This is a genomic window from Paenibacillus sp. JQZ6Y-1, from assembly GCF_040719145.1.
Classification (GTDB): Bacteria; Bacillota; Bacilli; order Paenibacillales; family Paenibacillaceae; genus Saccharibacillus; species Saccharibacillus kandeliae.
In genome coordinates this window covers 1,654,868-1,671,359 of record NZ_JBFDUZ010000001.1, presented here as the reverse complement: position 1 = coordinate 1,671,359, position 16,492 = coordinate 1,654,868, and the positions used below count along the sequence as shown (strand labels likewise).

The window sequence follows — 16,492 nt, the reverse complement described above, 5'->3', positions numbered from 1 at the left end:
TGTTCGGCGAAGCGAGGTTCTGCCGGTTTGTCTTTTTTCAGTAAAATGCCCGTTTGTTCTCGATAGTCGCCGACTGCTCCGTTATACAATCTGCCTGCTCCTGTGGATGGGTGTGCCATAAACCACTGCATTAGAATGCGTACCGGCAATGGCAATCCGCTCGGTTTGTTTTTACGTAATGTATTGTTGCCACCAGGGTCCACACTGCGGATTCTGATATTTTGCTGTAGTAAGGAAGGCGCTGCCGCTTGTGCCCATAGGGTCAATGCCAGCTTGGAAGACGCATACGGACCGATAAGCTTGCGGAAGGTAGACGGATGATCCAGCTTATCCACTTCAAATGATTTTAAATAATCAAAAGCGGCAGATGAAGTCTGAATGACCGTTCCTCCCTGCTCTGCTGCCAGTAAGGGCAGCAATTCCATCGTGATAATATAGGGTACAACCGTCATCAATTCAAAATGCAATTCTCTTCCTTGCGGCGACAGCTTCAATTGGGACAGACTATTGCCTGCGTTGTTAAATAGAATATCAATACGCTGTTCCTGTTGCTTGATCTGTTCCAACGCAGCTCGCAGCTGCTGAAAATCCGTCAAATCAGCACGATACATCCGCAGTCTGCCCTGCTGGAACGCTTGATGAATAGACTGATTGTCATTCGTAGACTCAAAGTCAGAGCGATTCAAAGCAATTACCTCGTAGCCCTTGCTCAATAACAAGCGTGTTAGCTCCAAACCAATGCCGCTGTTAGCGCCACTGACGAGTGCAACCGATGGTGTGAGGCTATGATTGTTCCTATTGTTCATGGCAGTCGTTGGTACATCAATGTTCATAACATCTTCCTCCTCTAAATGGTGCGCTTATCAAGTAGATCACTCATCATGATAGAAATTCAGCGTACAACCTGAAGTCGACACCAGGTCAAGCAAGAAAAACGATAATGGTATGAAAAAGATAAAACGAACTATAGAAGATACGTGTTCGGGGGTTGACTTGGAGTTAACTCCAAGTTCTACAATACAGATATAGGTGTACCATATACTTTATATTTGTTGATCTGTTTCTAACGCTCATTTTGATTCAATGTTTGATTCAATGTATCTTACCTAAGATTGGATACAGCTACGTATTCTATATAGGTAGAGCCATACCATTCATATTCAACGACGCTCTATGAATAGTATACAAAGCACCACTATTCTACAGCACAAGGAGTGATGATAATGACGATCCAGCTTTCCGACTCGCAACATACAAACGAGTCTTCCAATCATTCACCTTCCAATGACGCCGTATCTATCGGTGAAGCAGCTCGGCAGACGGGATTGACAGAGGATACGATCCGCTTTTATGAAAAAACAGGAATCCTACCTGCTGCCACTCGCAAAGCAAACGGGCACCGCATCTACGATCGTAATCGCATCCGCCAGATGAAAATGATCCAATGTCTCAAAAAAACGGGCATGTCGCTGGAGGAAATGAAGCCGTATATTCACCTAGGAAGCAGCAATGGCAACTTACACAGTACACCGGAGCTATATGATCATTTGCTTCATCATCGCGAGCAAATCCAGCAGCAAGTAGATTCCTTATTGAGCATTCTGGATTTTATTGATTCCAAAATTCTTGCTGGCAGTATCGAGCATCCATACACGTCCCCTGAATCACATGCACTGCATGTAGATGAAGTCGATGATTGTACATTACCAGCGGTGCCTTCGCGTCTTGATGCCTTCCACATGCGTATAGCTTCACTGCCATCCAAGTAATAGTAAAATAACCGCTCCTTGGCAAATCTGCATCATATATGAGTTGTTACAGCTATGTACAGCAAAAAGCCGAATGCCATATCATATTACGGATCGCTGTGATCGATACAGATTTCCGTTTTTGATATAGGATTCGGCTTGAGCTATTCGATTCAGTTATTCATATTGGTATATGCCATTGCTGTCTACGTGGCATCTACATGCTACTGTCATATTTCGTTTGCTGGCTATACTGCTTTTTCCTCTGCACTCTGCTTAACTTTGGGTATGCTCGGCAGTCGAAGCTGGTACAGGAGGATGATACATAAACGATTTTTGAAACCAGACGATCAGCTCTGTCAGTAATAAAATACCAATGACCCATGTGCCCGCAGACAAAATAATCGTATGCAGACCCTGCGTTAATAGATGCCCAGCCGCCACCTGTGATGTCTGCATCGTCAGAAAATAGAACATGCCGAGTGTGAACAAACGTGTCCATTGCGCCGTATGATACCGTCCTACACCCGTACGCCATCCATATGCACGTATGCGCTGAATCGCTCGCACAGCTTCTATACTTTCGACGATAACGAGAACGATCAGACTTGCCCACCAGAATCCGTAACTCACCCCACTGCTCCATGCGCCAGTCAAGCTGATGGCGACACCAGTAATCGCAAGACTACCGTATGTGATGCAGTAGGTGATTTTCCAATCCTGTATACTACGCTCTCCCATTGGGCGATAGCGCCACACCATTAATACAAGACCAATTCCATAACAGAGCAAGCCCAGTATAATAAAGCTACGGCTCAGCCACACGCCAACAGGCAATTGAAATACCTGATGACACATCAGCACGATAGATTGCGTAGCGACGGCTGGCAGCAATACAACACTATCAGTTCGTTGCGCCTGCGCATTCGTTACCAGCTTGTACCACCCTTGAACCACAATGCCCATATAAAAGAGCCATAATCCCAGATTCAGCGTCGCCATAATATGAACGGTTTCATTTAGCCAATCTGCATTAAATCCGGTATACAGATTAATGAGCAGCGCCGACGTGCCTGCCACCCATGTACCAATCGCAAAGCGTTCTACCGGATGAGCCACATGATCTTCATAAAAGGTAGAGCGACGAATCGAGGTTAAATAGCTCGCCAGTACATAAAACCAGACCAGTACAATGCCAATGATCAGCAAACGTGCGGACAGACTGGTGAGTGGCTGACCAGATATATGCTGCCAAACGCCATGCACAAAAATACCAAGTGCCATGACCATACTTCCTGCTGCTGTCGGTGCCGCAGGCAATTTTTTACCAAGTGCAATCAAGCCGATGATGATGCAGCTCAACAGCAAAATCATAAACATACATCATGCTCCCTTGCATTTTTTAGTGTATCGTTTCACCGTTTACAGCCTCTATCCAAATCGGATTCACCCGATTGCAATGAATAATGTATCGTTTAGGATGTATTAACTCAAAATTATAACATAACATGAAGGGTAGCAGTGCATTTTATGGTGATAATTATGAGCAGTAGCATTCCATATTCTCATCACCATACATCATAATCCAAGTCGAATAAGATGAACTTGAATTCTGCCAAGATGAACTCTAATCATGTCAAAAGCATGCCAAATAGGAGTCTGAATTGTGAATGCGACTGTATGCGATGGAGTAGGAGTTGAAGCGGCTCGAAGAAGTAGCTGAATATGGAGGATGACCAAAACGGCGATAGGATCATCCCTATCGCCGTTTCTTTGTGTGATTCATTTGCTATCTGACTTCCGCTTCCTGCTGCTTTAGTAGATATTTGTTTATTATTGCTGCTCGCCATTTTGGGTAACCAGCTTGAGCGGTGCTGGCATGGATGCTTCTACCGTTTTGCCCTGCAATACGTCGCGTGCGGCATCGACTGCCATTTGTCCGATCAAGTCTGGCTGCTGAGCAACCGTTGCTGTGAGTTTGCCTTCCTTGATCGAGGTAAGAGCGTCTTCGTTACCGTCAAAGCCGACGACTGGAATGTCCTTGCCTGCACTCTCAATCGCTTCAATGGCGCCGAGTGCCATCTCATCATTGTGTGCGAATACGCCCTGTACATCTGGGTTCGCCTGCAATAGATTTTCCATCACATTCAATCCTTTGGTGCGGTCAAAGTCGGCTGCCTGACTAGCGATCACATCCAGCTGCTTGTCGGCGACTTCATGGAATCCTTTACCGCGTTCACGAGTGGCGGAAGCGCCAGGTACACCTTGCAGTTCAATGATCTTAGCACCTGTGCCCAGCTGTTTGACCAGATAGTCAGCTGCCATGCGTCCGCCTTTGGCATTATCAGAAGCGACGAGTGTCTTTACGTCACCTTTATCTGCGGAACGGTCGAGTGTAATAACCGGAATATCCAGACCGTTCGCGGATTGAACTGCTGCCGAGATTGCCGCAGAATCGGTTGGGTTGATTAATAACGCATCCACTCCCTGCTGGAGTAGATCGTCGACATCGTTGCTTTGCTTAGCGGAATCATTTTGCGCATCCACCACAATGACCTTGATGCCCAGCTTTTGCGCTTCTGTGGTCACGCCATCTTTGAGTGAGACGAAGAACGGATTGTTCAAAGTAGAGATAGACAGCCCGATCGTCATCTCGCCTGTATTGGTCGCCTTTTCCGGCTTCGCCCAATTCGGCGGCTGCATGGAACAGCCTGCCAACAGCAGTGCGGTTAACATAGCGGCGAGTAGTATTTTCACTTTATTCATAAATAGTTCCCTTCTTTCACTAGGCTTGCTTGCAGTTGGTATCTTATCCTGCCCCTACAATGGCTGCATAAGGTATTCGGGATTCGCTTGCATCTTATATGGATGGGATCATGGATTATATGTGCGGTATACACGTATGCAGAACAGATCGTGAATCGTCACATTATGCTAGATCGCAGCAGAATATTTTGATATGCAATCTGCTTATGCTGAACGTTTGCGGTCGATAAGAACGGCGATGACGATCACGACACCTTTGACAACCATCTGGTAAAAGGATGATACGCCGAGCAGATTTAGACCGTTGTTCAAAGTAGCAATGATAAGCGCACCGATCAGTGTACCAACGATGCGTCCACGTCCACCAGATAGACTCGTTCCACCGAGCACAACCGCTGCAATGGCATCCAATTCATACGATGTACCTGCGGTTGGTTGTGCAGAATTTAGTCGAGATGTGAGAATCGCTCCTGCCAACGCAGCAAGTGCACCAGTGAGTGAGTAGATCAGTATTTTCACACGCGTTACCTTAATCCCTGAAACGATAGCGGCTTTTTCATTACCACCGATTGCATAGGTTTTGCGACCAAAGGCAGTTTTATGCAAAATCACCCATAGAATCGCAAACGCAATAATCATCGTAATCGCTGGCACAGGAATACCGAGGAAATAACCGCGACCAAACAGCTGGAATGCCATGCTATCGCCCAATCCGGTGATTGGATTCCCGTTTGTATAAACAAGCGTCAGTCCGCGGAACACAGTCATCGTAGCCAGTGTAGCGATAAAGGGTGCCATTTTGCCTTTGGTCACCATCAGACCATTGACCATCCCCATCACACCACCTGCCAGACAGCCCACGATAATTGCCAGAATCGGATCCATGCCCGACAACATCAGGTTGGCAACAAACGCACTGGACAATGCCAGAATAGAACCGACCGACAGATCAATACCGCCAGTCAAAATAACAAAGGTCATACCGAATGCGATCAGCGCATTAATCGCCACCTGACGCAGCAGATTCAAAATATTCAGCGGCTCCAGAAACGCCGGATTCAATATAGAGACGATGACGACGAGAATGATAAAACCGAGTAGCGGACCGAGTTTTTGTGTAAAAGCAGAAACGTTAAGTGCGCGAGACTTGCTTTGCGATGCCGTTTGCATAATTATTGTCCTCCTGTTGCCAATGTCATAATGTTTTCCTGTGTTGCCTGTTCGCGATGTAACTCACCGCTCAATTTGCCCTCGTGCACCACGATGATACGGTCGCTCATACCGAGAACCTCTGGCAATTCAGACGATACCATGATAATCGCTACACCACGGTCGGTCAGTTCATTCATCAGCTGGTAAATTTCACGCTTCGCGCCTACATCGACGCCGCGCGTTGGCTCGTCCAGAATCAGCACACTAGGTCCGATACCGATCCATTTGGCGATGACTACCTTTTGCTGATTCCCACCAGACAGACTGCGTGCTGGGGTTTCCGATGATTGGGTTTTGACCTGTAACCGCTTGATAAGCGTATCGACAAACTCCTGCTCTTTTTTACCAGAAATGAATCCTTTTGAGGTGAAGCTGAACAGATTGGGCAGCGCCATATTCTCACGGATGGAAAAGTCGAGCACCAAGCCTTCATCCTTCCGATCTTCGGTAATAAAGCCGATGCCATGACGTACGGCATCATCTGGACGACGAATATGAACCTTTTTGCCATGGACACGGATCTCCCCGCTATCCAGCGACTCTAGTCCGAAAATGGCACGCATAATCTCGGTACGTCCAGCACCCATCAGCCCAGAAAAGCCGACAATCTCACCAGAGCGTACGCTGAAGCTAACATTTTCAAATTGTCCGCGCTTGCTGGCGTTGTTCACTTCCAGCACCCATTCGCCCGGCTTCGGATGACGTGTCGGATAACGCTCGGTTAGCTCGCGTCCGACCATTTTGCGCACTACATCGTCAAAGCTTGTATGTGGAATGTCCTGCGTATCAACGGTTTTACCGTCACGCATGACCGTGATGCGATCACACAGGGCAAAGATTTCCTCCATTCGGTGCGAAATGTATACGATGGATACGCCTTCCTTTTTCAGAGCGCGAATTACTTCAAACAGCTTCTGAATCTCGCGTTCTGTCAGGGCAGCAGTGGGTTCGTCCATGATGATAATTCGTGCATTGGTCATCAGCGCCTTAGCGATCTCGATCATCTGCTGTTGACCGACTGAGCATTGACCAGCTTCCTGCTGCAAAGGCAAATGCACTGCCAGACGACGAAACTGTTCTTTTGCTAACGCTTTCATCTTGCGGGAATCGAGCCAGCCGATCGGGGTGGTGACTTCCTTGCCGATAAATAGATTTTCCAGAACGGTCATTTCGGGCCATATGTTCAGCTCTTGATGGATAAACGCGATCCCCTGCTCCTCGGCTTGTTTGGGATTGGTGTAATATGTTTCCTTATCGTCAATGGTGATGGTGCCTTCGTCGCGGGCATGCAAGCCGACGAGAATGTTCATCAGCGTCGATTTGCCAGCACCGTTCTCGCCCATCAACGCATGAACTTCGCCTTCGCGCAGTTCGAAATCCACGCCGCTCAGTACCTGATTGGTGCCGAAGGCTTTGTGGATATTGGTCATTTGGATGTGCATGTGGTGACCTCCTCATTGTTGGGATGGATGGGTTGGTGCAATGGAAATGGTGCGGGGGCATCGTCATTCACTTTGGAAAGGAATAAAGATACGTCCTACGATGGAACACAGGAATCTAGGAAATGGGATCATATGTAGATTCCCATGCTCCAAAGTAGTAAGATATTTTGCTTCGCAAAAATCACCATTCCTTGAACCTCGTGTTTGAAAATCGCAAACATTGTAGGTCGTCCTTTGTCCTTATTTCCTTTCCGCCGTTCCGCGATGCTCGCAACCTTTTCCTGCATCCATCCCTATCTTGTTGGTTCGTATCAGTTTTGAAAGATGGTAGTGTGTTAGAGATGGAAGATTTGAGTAATTAAGAGTTTTTTGCTTTTGTCTTTGCTTTGTTTACAGATGAAATTATTTTAGATACTCTAATAACAATGCGTTGTTAGTTGATTTCATTGCAATTGTTTTATTATGGCTTGGTGATTTTCGGTTTAGAGTGTAGTTATAGATTTTGATCTTAAAAAGGTTTGTAGATAGTGATTTGACAATGTGTGTTTTCTTTATTTGTTATCCAAAATAGACACCGGATTGTAGGATGCAGTTGGCGTAGGGTTTGGATTCGCCGGTTCGGATGATGACTTTAGCGTTTTGAGTTAGCTGTTTGAAATGTTCGTGACTGCAATGTTGTAGCTCGATGTCTGCGAAGCGGCTGGTCATATAGCGATGGGTGGATTTGTTATGGTCCGCCATTTCGGAAGCGATTACAACTTTTTCGATTTGCATGTCAGCGGCGATCGCTTCGACCACATCGTGAAAGCTAGGGACGCCGTACGTGAGCGCTAGGTCGATTTTGGGAACGCCGTCTGGGATCGGGAGACCGATATCGCCAATGGCGATATAATCGGTGTGTCCCAGATCGGCAAGCACTTTAGCAATATGACTATTCAGGATGCCGTTCTTTTTCATGACAGAGCAGCCTCCACTTCTGCACGAGTTGGCATGCCGCCTTGCGCGCCGAATTTGGTAACGGACAGCGATGCAGCACGGTTGGCGAATTTCAAGCTATCTGCCAACGATTGACCTTCTGCTAGTGCAACGCCAAGCGCTGCGTTAAACGTATCACCTGCGCCTGTTGTATCAACGGCTTCGACTTTGTATGTCGGCACGACTACTTCCTGCTCTCCATCGTAATACCTTACACCGTTGCTGCCTTCGGTAATGATCAGTCGGTTGGCATACTGGCGCAGCGCATCTTTTAGCTCTGTTCCTTCAAATACAATAGCGGCTTCATGCTCGTTCGGTGTGATATAAGCGATATGTTCTAGAACCTCCGCTTCCACCTGACGTGCAGGTGCAGGATTGAGCAGCAAAGGAACTTGAGCTTCGGCGCAAATGCGGCTGACCTCCATAATCGTTTCCTGCGGAATCTCTTGCTGGATCAATACGATGTCCGACTGGCGGATCACGTCAGCGGCTTGCTGTACATAGTCAGGGGTTACTTGATCATTCGCCGCTTTGACGACAATAATACTGTTGTCGCCTTCGGCAAGAATAATATGCGCAGTGCCGCTCTCCATATGTGTAACCGGTTTCACATATTCTACATTCACATGATTTTCTGTAAAGTTATTCAAAATCGTTTCGCCTAGATGATCATCACCTACACGACCGATCATCGTTACGTCGGCTCCGAGACGGGCTGCGGCTACGGCTTGATTGGCACCTTTGCCACCGGGAACGGTTTTGAAGCTTTCACCAAGTACCGTTTCACCGGCTACTGGGCGCTTGGATGAAGAAACAACCAGATCCATCGAGCAGCTGCCCACAACGCAGACTTTTGCTTGTTTTGCTGGAGATGTTGTCATGGAATTACCTCATTTCTTGTTATGTGTGTTATGCAAGAAGCTTTTATATAAGTCTTGGCAAGCTACCATGATGTAGGTCGAGCCATATGATCATTCTGACTGTAGCCTGCGTTGGAAGATGTATCATGATTCGGTTTATCGCTGAAGTGTTAGTCTGACAATGCCCTTGTCGTTTGCCGCTCAATAAATTGCACAGGCATCTGAATATTTTTTTGAATTACGGTATCGCCTTCGATTAAGGAGATCAGCAGTTCGGCTGCGGCACGTCCCATATCGTAGGCGGGCTGGCGAATGGTTGATAAGGCAGGCGATAGCAAGCTGCTAAACGGAATATCATCGAATCCGACAACCTGCACATCTTCCGGTACCTTTTTCCCCAGTCGCATCGCTTCATGCAGTACGGCAGTAGCGGTAATATCGTTACTGGCAATTACCCCATCCGTATCGGGAAACTGACGGAACAGCTCGCGCGCCCATTGTTCTGCCTCATCAAATGAGAATGAGCCGGTACGCACCACATCATAATCCATGCCCATATCGCTCAGCACCTCCGCCGCACCTTGAAAACGATCCTGTGCCGTTCGAATATGCTCCGGTCCTTGTAAAATGGTAATGCTGCTGCTACCACGCTCTACGATTGCTCGCGCTGCCAATCTTCCGCCCTCTCGTCCATCGGCATAGACCGAAGGACTATCGCTAGCGATACGATCCAGAAATACGACTGGAATGGACAGATTCCGATACGTTGAGCTGCCCGGATAGTTGGTTGACGAGATTAACCCAACCACATTGTTGCGGACAAAGGTCTGGATATAATCCTGCTCCTTTTCCTTACTCTCGTCGCTATTGCCAAAAATCAGCCGCAGCCCACTTTCCTGCATCCGATCCTCCACTCCACGTGCTAGCTGTGGAAAATAGGGATTCGTAATATCGGGTAGCAGCAAACCGATCAATCGTGATTTGCGCTTATAGAGCGAACGCGCCACTTCGTTCGGCGTATAGTTGAGCGCACGCACGGCTTCTTCCACCTTGCGCCGCGTATCTTCATGTACATATCCGGTTTCGTTGATTACACGGGATACAGTCGCAACCGATACCCCGGCATGTTTTGCTACATCCTTAATCGTCGTCACTCAATTCACCTCGATGTGTAACCGGTTACAGAAATAAAATAACACAGGACTATTTTTTTGACAACCTTTTTGTTTATAGAAATGTAAAGGAACTAGAAAATCACCAGCCCACAATCAAAAATTCCCCTTTAGGTAATCAGCGCACACTTCATCGCATCTTGAAGTGTGCGCTGATTACCTAAAGGGGATCATGCCATTGCTATTGAATCTTGCTGATTCTTATCGAAATTCAGCTAAGCAGTTCTATTGCAAATGAAGGGATTGATAGACACAGACTAGAGAGAATATCCAATCTATATTTCTACGAACACCTGTTAAATCTGTCCTACCCACTCCGATTCCGCGATCTCGAACCAGCGTTGACGAATACGATCAAAGTCTTCTTTGGACAGCATACCGTCTTCCAGCAGAGCAGCATTTTCCGCCCAACGATTCGACTTGGTCGTGCCAACAATCATCGTATCCACACCCGGAATACTCAGTGTAAAGCGCAGCGCCTGCTTGATGCTATTCTGCACCTGCTCATCCTGCAAAAAATCATATTGCAGATCGCGCAGACGGTTCCAGTACACAAATTCATAATCCTGTGGTGATACTTCTGCTTTGGTCCATGCGGCATTGGCAATCGGACGCTTGGCAATGATGCCCATGCCTCGATCACGAGCATGTGGAATAGTCAATGAGATCGCTTCCTGATCAGCGATATTCACAGACGTTTCCAAACTGTCGAATACCCCCGTTTCAATCGCATATAGCGCATTCGTCGTATCGCCACTATACCCGATATACCGAGTTTTCCCATCTTTTTTCGCTTTTTGCAGCACTTCGATCACTTCGCCGCGACGCAGTACTTCCTCTGAACAGCTATGAAGGTGAATAACGTCTACATAATCGGTTTGCAAACGACGCAGACTGCGGTCAATGCTTTGCTCCAGCATATGACGATCCCAATCGGGAGCATCAAACCCAGCAGCATGTCCACATTTGGTAAATAGATGATAATCGTCGCGGCGTCCAGCCAGCGCATTGCCGATCAACTCTTCGCTATCGCCATAGCATTCGGCAGTATCAATCACATTCAATCCTGCATCCAATGCGCTATGTAGCAATGTGTCCACCTCTGCCTGCGAGACACCGCTTCCAATTTCCGAAGCACCAAATCCCAATACACTGACCTTCATATCGGTATTACCATATTTACGCTGTTCCATTGTCATCTACCTCCACTTTGCCTGTATTTGAACTACGCTTGTGCCACAGTCCGATGCACTGTAACAGTATTACCCTATTTGCAGCAAAATAATAGATGAACATGTATGTATCTGTAAAACATCCAGTAACTCCTTATTATCGTTCGTATCGTTATTAAAGTTTGGATCGCCATTCCCACTCCGTATCGCTATTCGTTCTTTTTGATAACAAAAAGCCCGCACCTCATCGTAGTATTGCATATTCTGTATCTACACTGCTTTGATCTTGCAGATGCTTGGCAGAATCATTCTCTACGGATGATGGATACGGGCTTGTTATATCTTTATTCCATTTTTAATTTCTATTGATTTTGTTTTTCATTCTAACAGCTATGAATATGCACCTAACTGCAAGCAGCTTGTATCATTACACTTTCTGATTGGCAACTTCCGAATCTTTTCTCATATGGCTAATCACATAACCGCCAAATGCACCAATAATGGCGGGCAGAATCCAACCAAGACCAATACTGTACATTGGCACATAACCAGCTAGGAAATCATCCAGCCATTTCATATGAAACGGTGTAGCTTCCAGACCGTCTGCTAGACTGATAATGAATACGAGCAGCATGCTGCCCTGATACACCAGACGTTCGCCTTTGAACAGTGGATGGCAGAAGGTGAGGAACATGAGCACGATTGCCAGCGGGTACAGAATGGTCAATACTGGCACAGAGATCGAGATCAGTTCATTCAGACCGATGTTGGCAATAATAGCACTGAATACACACATGCCAACAGCCAGCTTTTTGTAAGACAGACGTGGGAACAATTTGTTGAAATACGATGCACACGATGTAATCAGACCTACGCTAGTAGTCAAACAAGCAATCGTAATCATCAGACCGAGGAAGATCCCGCCGGACGTACCGAAGTAGTAACTAGACATGCGTGCCAGAATTTGACCGCCATTTTCCAGATACCCGAATTGTGTAACGCTGGACGCGCTAATATACGACAGCGATACATACAATACCGACAGAATCACCGCAGCAACACAAGCGGCTTTCAGACAGACGGAAACGATCTGCTTGCGACTTGTACCGCCACGACTGCGAATCGCATTGATGACGATAATTCCGAACACGAAGGCTGCCAGTGCATCCATCGTCAGATAACCTTCTTGGAATCCATTAAAGAAGGCGTGTGTCGTATATTTCTCAGTTGGCGGCTGCAATGCACCAATCGGGAATAACAGACCAGTAATGACCAGCACGCCGATAAAGGTCAGCTTGATCGGGGTGAGAACTTTGCCGACAATATCAACGATACGTGCTGGATTCAGTGAAAAGAAGCAGGTGATCGCAAAGAAAATCACCGAGAAGATCGCTGCTACGATTGTATATTGATCCGGTGTCAGAAACGGTTTTACACCAATCTCAAATGACACATTGCCTGTACGCGGAATCGCAAACAACGGACCGATCGACAGATACAAAACGGTTGTAAATACAATGCCAAATACCGGATGTACCCGGCTGGCGAGTGATTGCAGATCATCTTTGCCGGAAAATCCGAGTGCGATAACACCCAGCGTCGGCAGGCCCACACCGGTAATTAGAAAACCGATATTAGCAGACCAAAAATTCGTGCCAGCCGATTGGCCTAGCATGGTTGGGAAAATCAGATTGCCTGCACCGAAGAACAGTGCGAACAACATCAAACCAATAACGACAATAAATGAAAACGGTATTTTCTTCTCCAACGTGTAAACCTCCAATAAGTCACTGCTATATTGTGTCTGTCATCCAGCTGTGATCCTGCCGCTACCCCTGCGATTGATTCAGCCGTAATGCCATGCGCACAAGATGATCGTTGTCGTTCGCAGATTCATTCGTCCTCTCCTGCCGCTTCTCTTTTTTACGGCAACGCGACGAAGCATATGTGTGTCAAAAGGGTAAAACATTTCGTTCACACGATGGCGATCTGACGTTGACATCCAACGTAAACCTGACGCACAGAGTTATATTCTAACCTACAATGCGACAGGACTCAATGACAATTATCGGAATATCATTTTAAATACTTAATTAATTCCTTCACATATTGGAATTAACCGTTTTCATCTGTAGTTACCAGTCATTCGTGAATGTTGCTCTGTTTTTGTCGACGATATTCAGTTGGTGTGCACCCCATAGACTTTTTAAAAGTTACGCTAAAATTGGACGCATGCGCATACCCAACCCGCTCTGCAATCAAGCCAATATCCAGATGACTTTCGGATAATAAACGACATGCTTCCTGCAATCGAATACATTGTAAAAAAGCGCGAAAATGCAAACCCGTAATCCGTGGAAAGATGCGGCATAAATACGCCGGGCTGATATAAAATTGCCGAGCGATCTGATGCAGACTCAGCGCCGTATGATAATGCTGCCGCATATAGTTCACAATTTCGTCCATTTGCGATTCCATTGGATGGTGAGAGGATGCAGCTTGGCATGTCGCTACAGTATCGCGGGAGTGCAGCAACTTCTGTTCATTTGTTCTCACCCGATGCAGCACAATCAGCAGAGTGACGAGTAGACAGCGACTCCATTCTATATAGCCCGGCTTCTTTAGCTGCATTTCCGAAAGTAGCGTCTGCAAGCATTGCTCCACCTGCTTACGCTCACTCAGCGGCAACGAAAAGATCGGATACTGCCCCAACTCCATCAGCGAAAATTGCAGCCCACTGCCCTGCATCACAAAGTCTTCGCCAAAATGAACTAAGATCCGCTCGCATTGCAACGCTTGTGTACTAACCGTCCGATGCACATCATCGGGGCGAATCAGCACCAGATCACCAGCGCAAGCACAATACATATCATTGTTAATCACATACTGACGTTCCCCGCTTTGCACATAAAATAGTTCATAGCAATGATGAGCATGATAACGCGGCATCGCCATATATCCACTTTGGCGCAAATAATGAATGCGCAGCGGTTGAATCGGCTCCAAGCTGTAATTCATTTCAGCCAATGTAGGCATAATCGCATCCTCCCCCTCGCATTGTCACTTGTTTGCCATATATACTGCTATTCGTTCAGACAAAGACAATTTGAGCAAAATGTACCTTGATTTTCGGACAATAGAAGCAAAATATGTCGCTTTTGCACATACTATACTGGCTGTAGCTAGACCAAACGCTGGTTAAAAGCAAAGGAGTGATTGAATGAAAATCAAACAACATCAAACGCAGTCTCCATCCTTACCTCCTATCATTGGCATATCGTTACGCTCGTTACCGAATTGGCGAAAATCCCTGCTAATCTCATGCAGCTGTATACTCAGCTTCAGTCTATTACCTGTATCGCCGCTAACTGTACATGGACAGGAATCTGCTTCTTCCTTTCCCTTGTCCACTACAGCCGCGCAGGCACAAACGATTACGGTTGCCAAAGACGGCTCTGGTCAATTCACCACAGTGCAGGCTGCCATCGACTCAATTGAAAGCGGTAACAAAAATCCGATTACGATCTATGTCAAAAATGGAATTTATACCGAAAAGCTTACCTTTCCCAAAGATAAGCCTTATATCACGCTTACCGGACAAAGCGCAGACCAAACGATTTTGACCTATAACGACACATCCGCTTCTGCTGGTGGTACTACAAACAGTTCTAGCACCTTTGTGTTATCCGACCATTTCACTGCGCAACAGATAACCTTTGCCAATACCGCTGGTAAAGATGCGGGTCAGGCAGTCGCCCTGTATGTACGCGGAGATCAAGCCATATTCAAACATGTACGTATACTTGGCAATCAGGATACATTGTACACGCCTGGCACGGGACGGCAATATTATGAGAACTGCTATATCGAAGGAACCGTGGACTTTGTATTTGGTAGCGCCACCGCGTATTTCAACAATTGCGAATTAAAAAGTCTGGGCAATGGCTACGTGACTGCGGCCTCGACCACAGCTGAACAAGCATACGGGTATGTGTTTTGGAATTGCAAATTAACGCGTGCCAGTACCGTTGCCAACACCAGTGTGTATTTAGGCCGTCCGTGGCGCCCCTATGCGTCAGTTGCTTTTATTGATACCAGCATGGACAGCCATATTCGTCCAGAAGGATGGAACAACTGGAGCAATGCCGAGAATGAGAAGACTGCACGCTATTCCGAATATGGCAGCATCGGCAATGGCGGAAATATAAGCAAACGCGTGAGCTGGTCCAAGCAGCTCACCTCACAACAAGCAGCGGAACTTACTCCACAACACGTATTACGCGGCAGTGACAACTGGAATCCCGCAGGCAGCTAAGCATTCAAGGTAAGCCTGAGCAATAGCCTCTCCGAAGCCTTTATCCAGACAGGAACACCGAGCGTACGTCGTATATGCGCTAGATGATCCATCTATAAATGCTCCACGTTATATCCACGCAAAACAGGCTTACCCGCATACTACAGGGTAAGCCTTTCTCATGCTATATAATAAATTGGAATCAAGGCTGACTTCGCACCTGCTCCTATTTAATCGCTCCGCCCAAAATGCAAGAAATACAATTTTCCATTGGTGAAAAACAGATAATCATCCCATTCCAGCTCATAAAACGAATCTGGCTTGCTGTTTACCCGAAATACCGTAGCGGAACTGCCTTCACGGCTCAGCCACTCCTTCAGAATATGTATAAATTGACGACTCGCCTGCTCTTCGTCATAATGCAGTGTGTTCTGCTCTGACGCTGGTATTGTCCCCTCATGCAAACGATAAAACAACCAGCGCGGCAATAGATCCAGCAACGGCTGCTCCCATTGCTGCAATCGATCTAGACTGACCTGCCCCGGTGATAGCTGCATATATTTGCATACACTCTCCACCAGCGTACCCGTTGCCGGAATCTCATCCAGATCGTAATCAAGCGAACAATTACCGCTCATATTCATCTGGGCAATGCCTTGTAAATAACCTTTCATATAATCCTGTGTTGGTATCATGCTCTGACTCCTTGTCCTATAAGTTCCATGTACAACCGGATTGATACTCCAAAGGGCTGTACGGGTATACTAATCATAAGAGATATTGTAGCATGGGTTGAACATTTGCGCTCATCGAAACGATGCAGATCATAAGACACTTTACAGCATCCACCA

At 46.7% G+C, this 16,492-nt stretch carries 13 protein-coding genes and 1 pseudogene; 2 read left to right on the top strand and 12 right to left on the bottom strand.

Annotated elements, in window-relative coordinates; genetic code table 11:
• Positions 1–251: 251 nt before the first annotated feature.
• Positions 252–806, bottom strand: a pseudogene (locus ABXR35_RS24055) (SDR family NAD(P)-dependent oxidoreductase); the annotation flags it as partial.
• Positions 807–1,223: 417 nt separating this feature from the next.
• On the opposite strand from ABXR35_RS24055, the gene ABXR35_RS07305 reads away from it, so the two are divergent.
• The gene (locus ABXR35_RS07305) at positions 1,224–1,769 is read left to right on the top strand and encodes a MerR family transcriptional regulator (protein WP_367057531.1); all 546 of its coding nucleotides are present in this window, start codon (positions 1,224–1,226) and stop codon (positions 1,767–1,769) included.
• 255 nt (positions 1,770–2,024) lie between these two features.
• On the opposite strand, the gene ABXR35_RS07300 is transcribed toward ABXR35_RS07305, so the two are convergent.
• The 10 genes from ABXR35_RS07300 to ABXR35_RS07255 form a co-directional block, all read right to left on the bottom strand.
• Positions 2,025–3,128, bottom strand: a complete 1,104-nt coding sequence (locus ABXR35_RS07300) for an SLAC1 family transporter (RefSeq protein WP_367057528.1) — start codon at positions 3,126–3,128, stop codon at positions 2,025–2,027.
• Positions 3,129–3,581: 453 nt separating this feature from the next.
• Entirely contained in the window at positions 3,582–4,514 is a 933-nt protein-coding gene (rbsB, locus tag ABXR35_RS07295; RefSeq protein WP_367057525.1) for a ribose ABC transporter substrate-binding protein RbsB, read from the bottom strand.
• A gap of 204 nt (positions 4,515–4,718) precedes the next feature.
• Positions 4,719–5,684 (bottom strand): ribose ABC transporter permease RbsC, encoded by a 966-nt coding sequence (gene rbsC / locus ABXR35_RS07290; protein WP_367057522.1) that lies wholly within the window; start codon positions 5,682–5,684, stop codon positions 4,719–4,721.
• A gap of 2 nt (positions 5,685–5,686) precedes the next feature.
• Positions 5,687–7,168, bottom strand: a complete 1,482-nt coding sequence (locus tag ABXR35_RS07285; protein WP_367057519.1) for a sugar ABC transporter ATP-binding protein — start codon at positions 7,166–7,168, stop codon at positions 5,687–5,689.
• Between the two features lie 558 nt (positions 7,169–7,726).
• Entirely contained in the window at positions 7,727–8,125 is a 399-nt protein-coding gene (gene rbsD, locus ABXR35_RS07280; RefSeq protein WP_367057516.1) for a D-ribose pyranase, read from the bottom strand.
• A complete protein-coding gene (gene rbsK / locus ABXR35_RS07275; protein ID WP_367057513.1) occupies positions 8,122–9,024 on the bottom strand; it encodes a ribokinase in 903 nt (300 codons plus the stop codon). The genes rbsD and rbsK overlap by 4 nt, the downstream gene beginning before the upstream one ends.
• Positions 9,025–9,173: 149 nt before the next feature.
• The gene (locus ABXR35_RS07270) at positions 9,174–10,157 is read right to left on the bottom strand and encodes a LacI family DNA-binding transcriptional regulator (RefSeq protein ID WP_367057511.1); all 984 of its coding nucleotides are present in this window, start codon (positions 10,155–10,157) and stop codon (positions 9,174–9,176) included.
• Positions 10,158–10,471: 314 nt separating this feature from the next.
• Positions 10,472–11,368, bottom strand: coding sequence for an aldo/keto reductase (locus ABXR35_RS07265; protein ID WP_367057508.1), 897 nt, complete (start codon positions 11,366–11,368; stop codon positions 10,472–10,474).
• A 406-nt stretch (positions 11,369–11,774) separates the two neighbouring features.
• On the bottom strand, positions 11,775–13,115 hold the full coding sequence (brnQ, locus tag ABXR35_RS07260; RefSeq protein ID WP_367057505.1) for a branched-chain amino acid transport system II carrier protein: 1,341 nt from the start codon (positions 13,113–13,115) through the stop codon (positions 11,775–11,777).
• Positions 13,116–13,489: 374 nt separating this feature from the next.
• Complete coding sequence (locus ABXR35_RS07255; RefSeq protein ID WP_367057502.1) at positions 13,490–14,383, bottom strand: AraC family transcriptional regulator; 894 nt, start codon at positions 14,381–14,383, stop codon at positions 13,490–13,492.
• Between the two features lie 184 nt (positions 14,384–14,567).
• Here ABXR35_RS07255 and ABXR35_RS07250 point away from each other — a divergent pair, with 184 nt between their 5' ends.
• Positions 14,568–15,662 (top strand): pectinesterase family protein, encoded by a 1,095-nt coding sequence (locus ABXR35_RS07250; RefSeq protein WP_367057500.1) that lies wholly within the window; start codon positions 14,568–14,570, stop codon positions 15,660–15,662.
• Positions 15,663–15,871: 209 nt separating this feature from the next.
• Here ABXR35_RS07250 and ABXR35_RS07245 read toward each other — a convergent pair whose 3' ends face one another.
• Positions 15,872–16,336, bottom strand: a complete 465-nt coding sequence (locus ABXR35_RS07245; RefSeq protein WP_367057497.1) for a hypothetical protein — start codon at positions 16,334–16,336, stop codon at positions 15,872–15,874.
• Positions 16,337–16,492: the final 156 nt, after the last annotated feature.

Coding starts and splice junctions, on each gene's coding strand:
- ABXR35_RS07305 (WP_367057531.1), top strand. CDS start 1,224: ATGACGATCCAGCTTTCCGACTCGCAACATACAAACGAGTCTTCCAAT.
- ABXR35_RS07265 (WP_367057508.1), bottom strand. CDS start 11,368: ATGGAACAGCGTAAATATGGTAATACCGATATGAAGGTCAGTGTATTG.
- ABXR35_RS07255 (WP_367057502.1), bottom strand. CDS start 14,383: ATGCCTACATTGGCTGAAATGAATTACAGCTTGGAGCCGATTCAACCG.
- rbsK (WP_367057513.1), bottom strand. CDS start 9,024: ATGACAACATCTCCAGCAAAACAAGCAAAAGTCTGCGTTGTGGGCAGC.
- rbsC (WP_367057522.1), bottom strand. CDS start 5,684: ATGCAAACGGCATCGCAAAGCAAGTCTCGCGCACTTAACGTTTCTGCT.
- rbsB (WP_367057525.1), bottom strand. CDS start 4,514: ATGAATAAAGTGAAAATACTACTCGCCGCTATGTTAACCGCACTGCTG.
- ABXR35_RS07250 (WP_367057500.1), top strand. CDS start 14,568: ATGAAAATCAAACAACATCAAACGCAGTCTCCATCCTTACCTCCTATC.
- ABXR35_RS07245 (WP_367057497.1), bottom strand. CDS start 16,336: ATGATACCAACACAGGATTATATGAAAGGTTATTTACAAGGCATTGCC.
- ABXR35_RS07285 (WP_367057519.1), bottom strand. CDS start 7,168: ATGCACATCCAAATGACCAATATCCACAAAGCCTTCGGCACCAATCAG.
- ABXR35_RS07300 (WP_367057528.1), bottom strand. CDS start 3,128: ATGTTTATGATTTTGCTGTTGAGCTGCATCATCATCGGCTTGATTGCA.
- rbsD (WP_367057516.1), bottom strand. CDS start 8,125: ATGAAAAAGAACGGCATCCTGAATAGTCATATTGCTAAAGTGCTTGCC.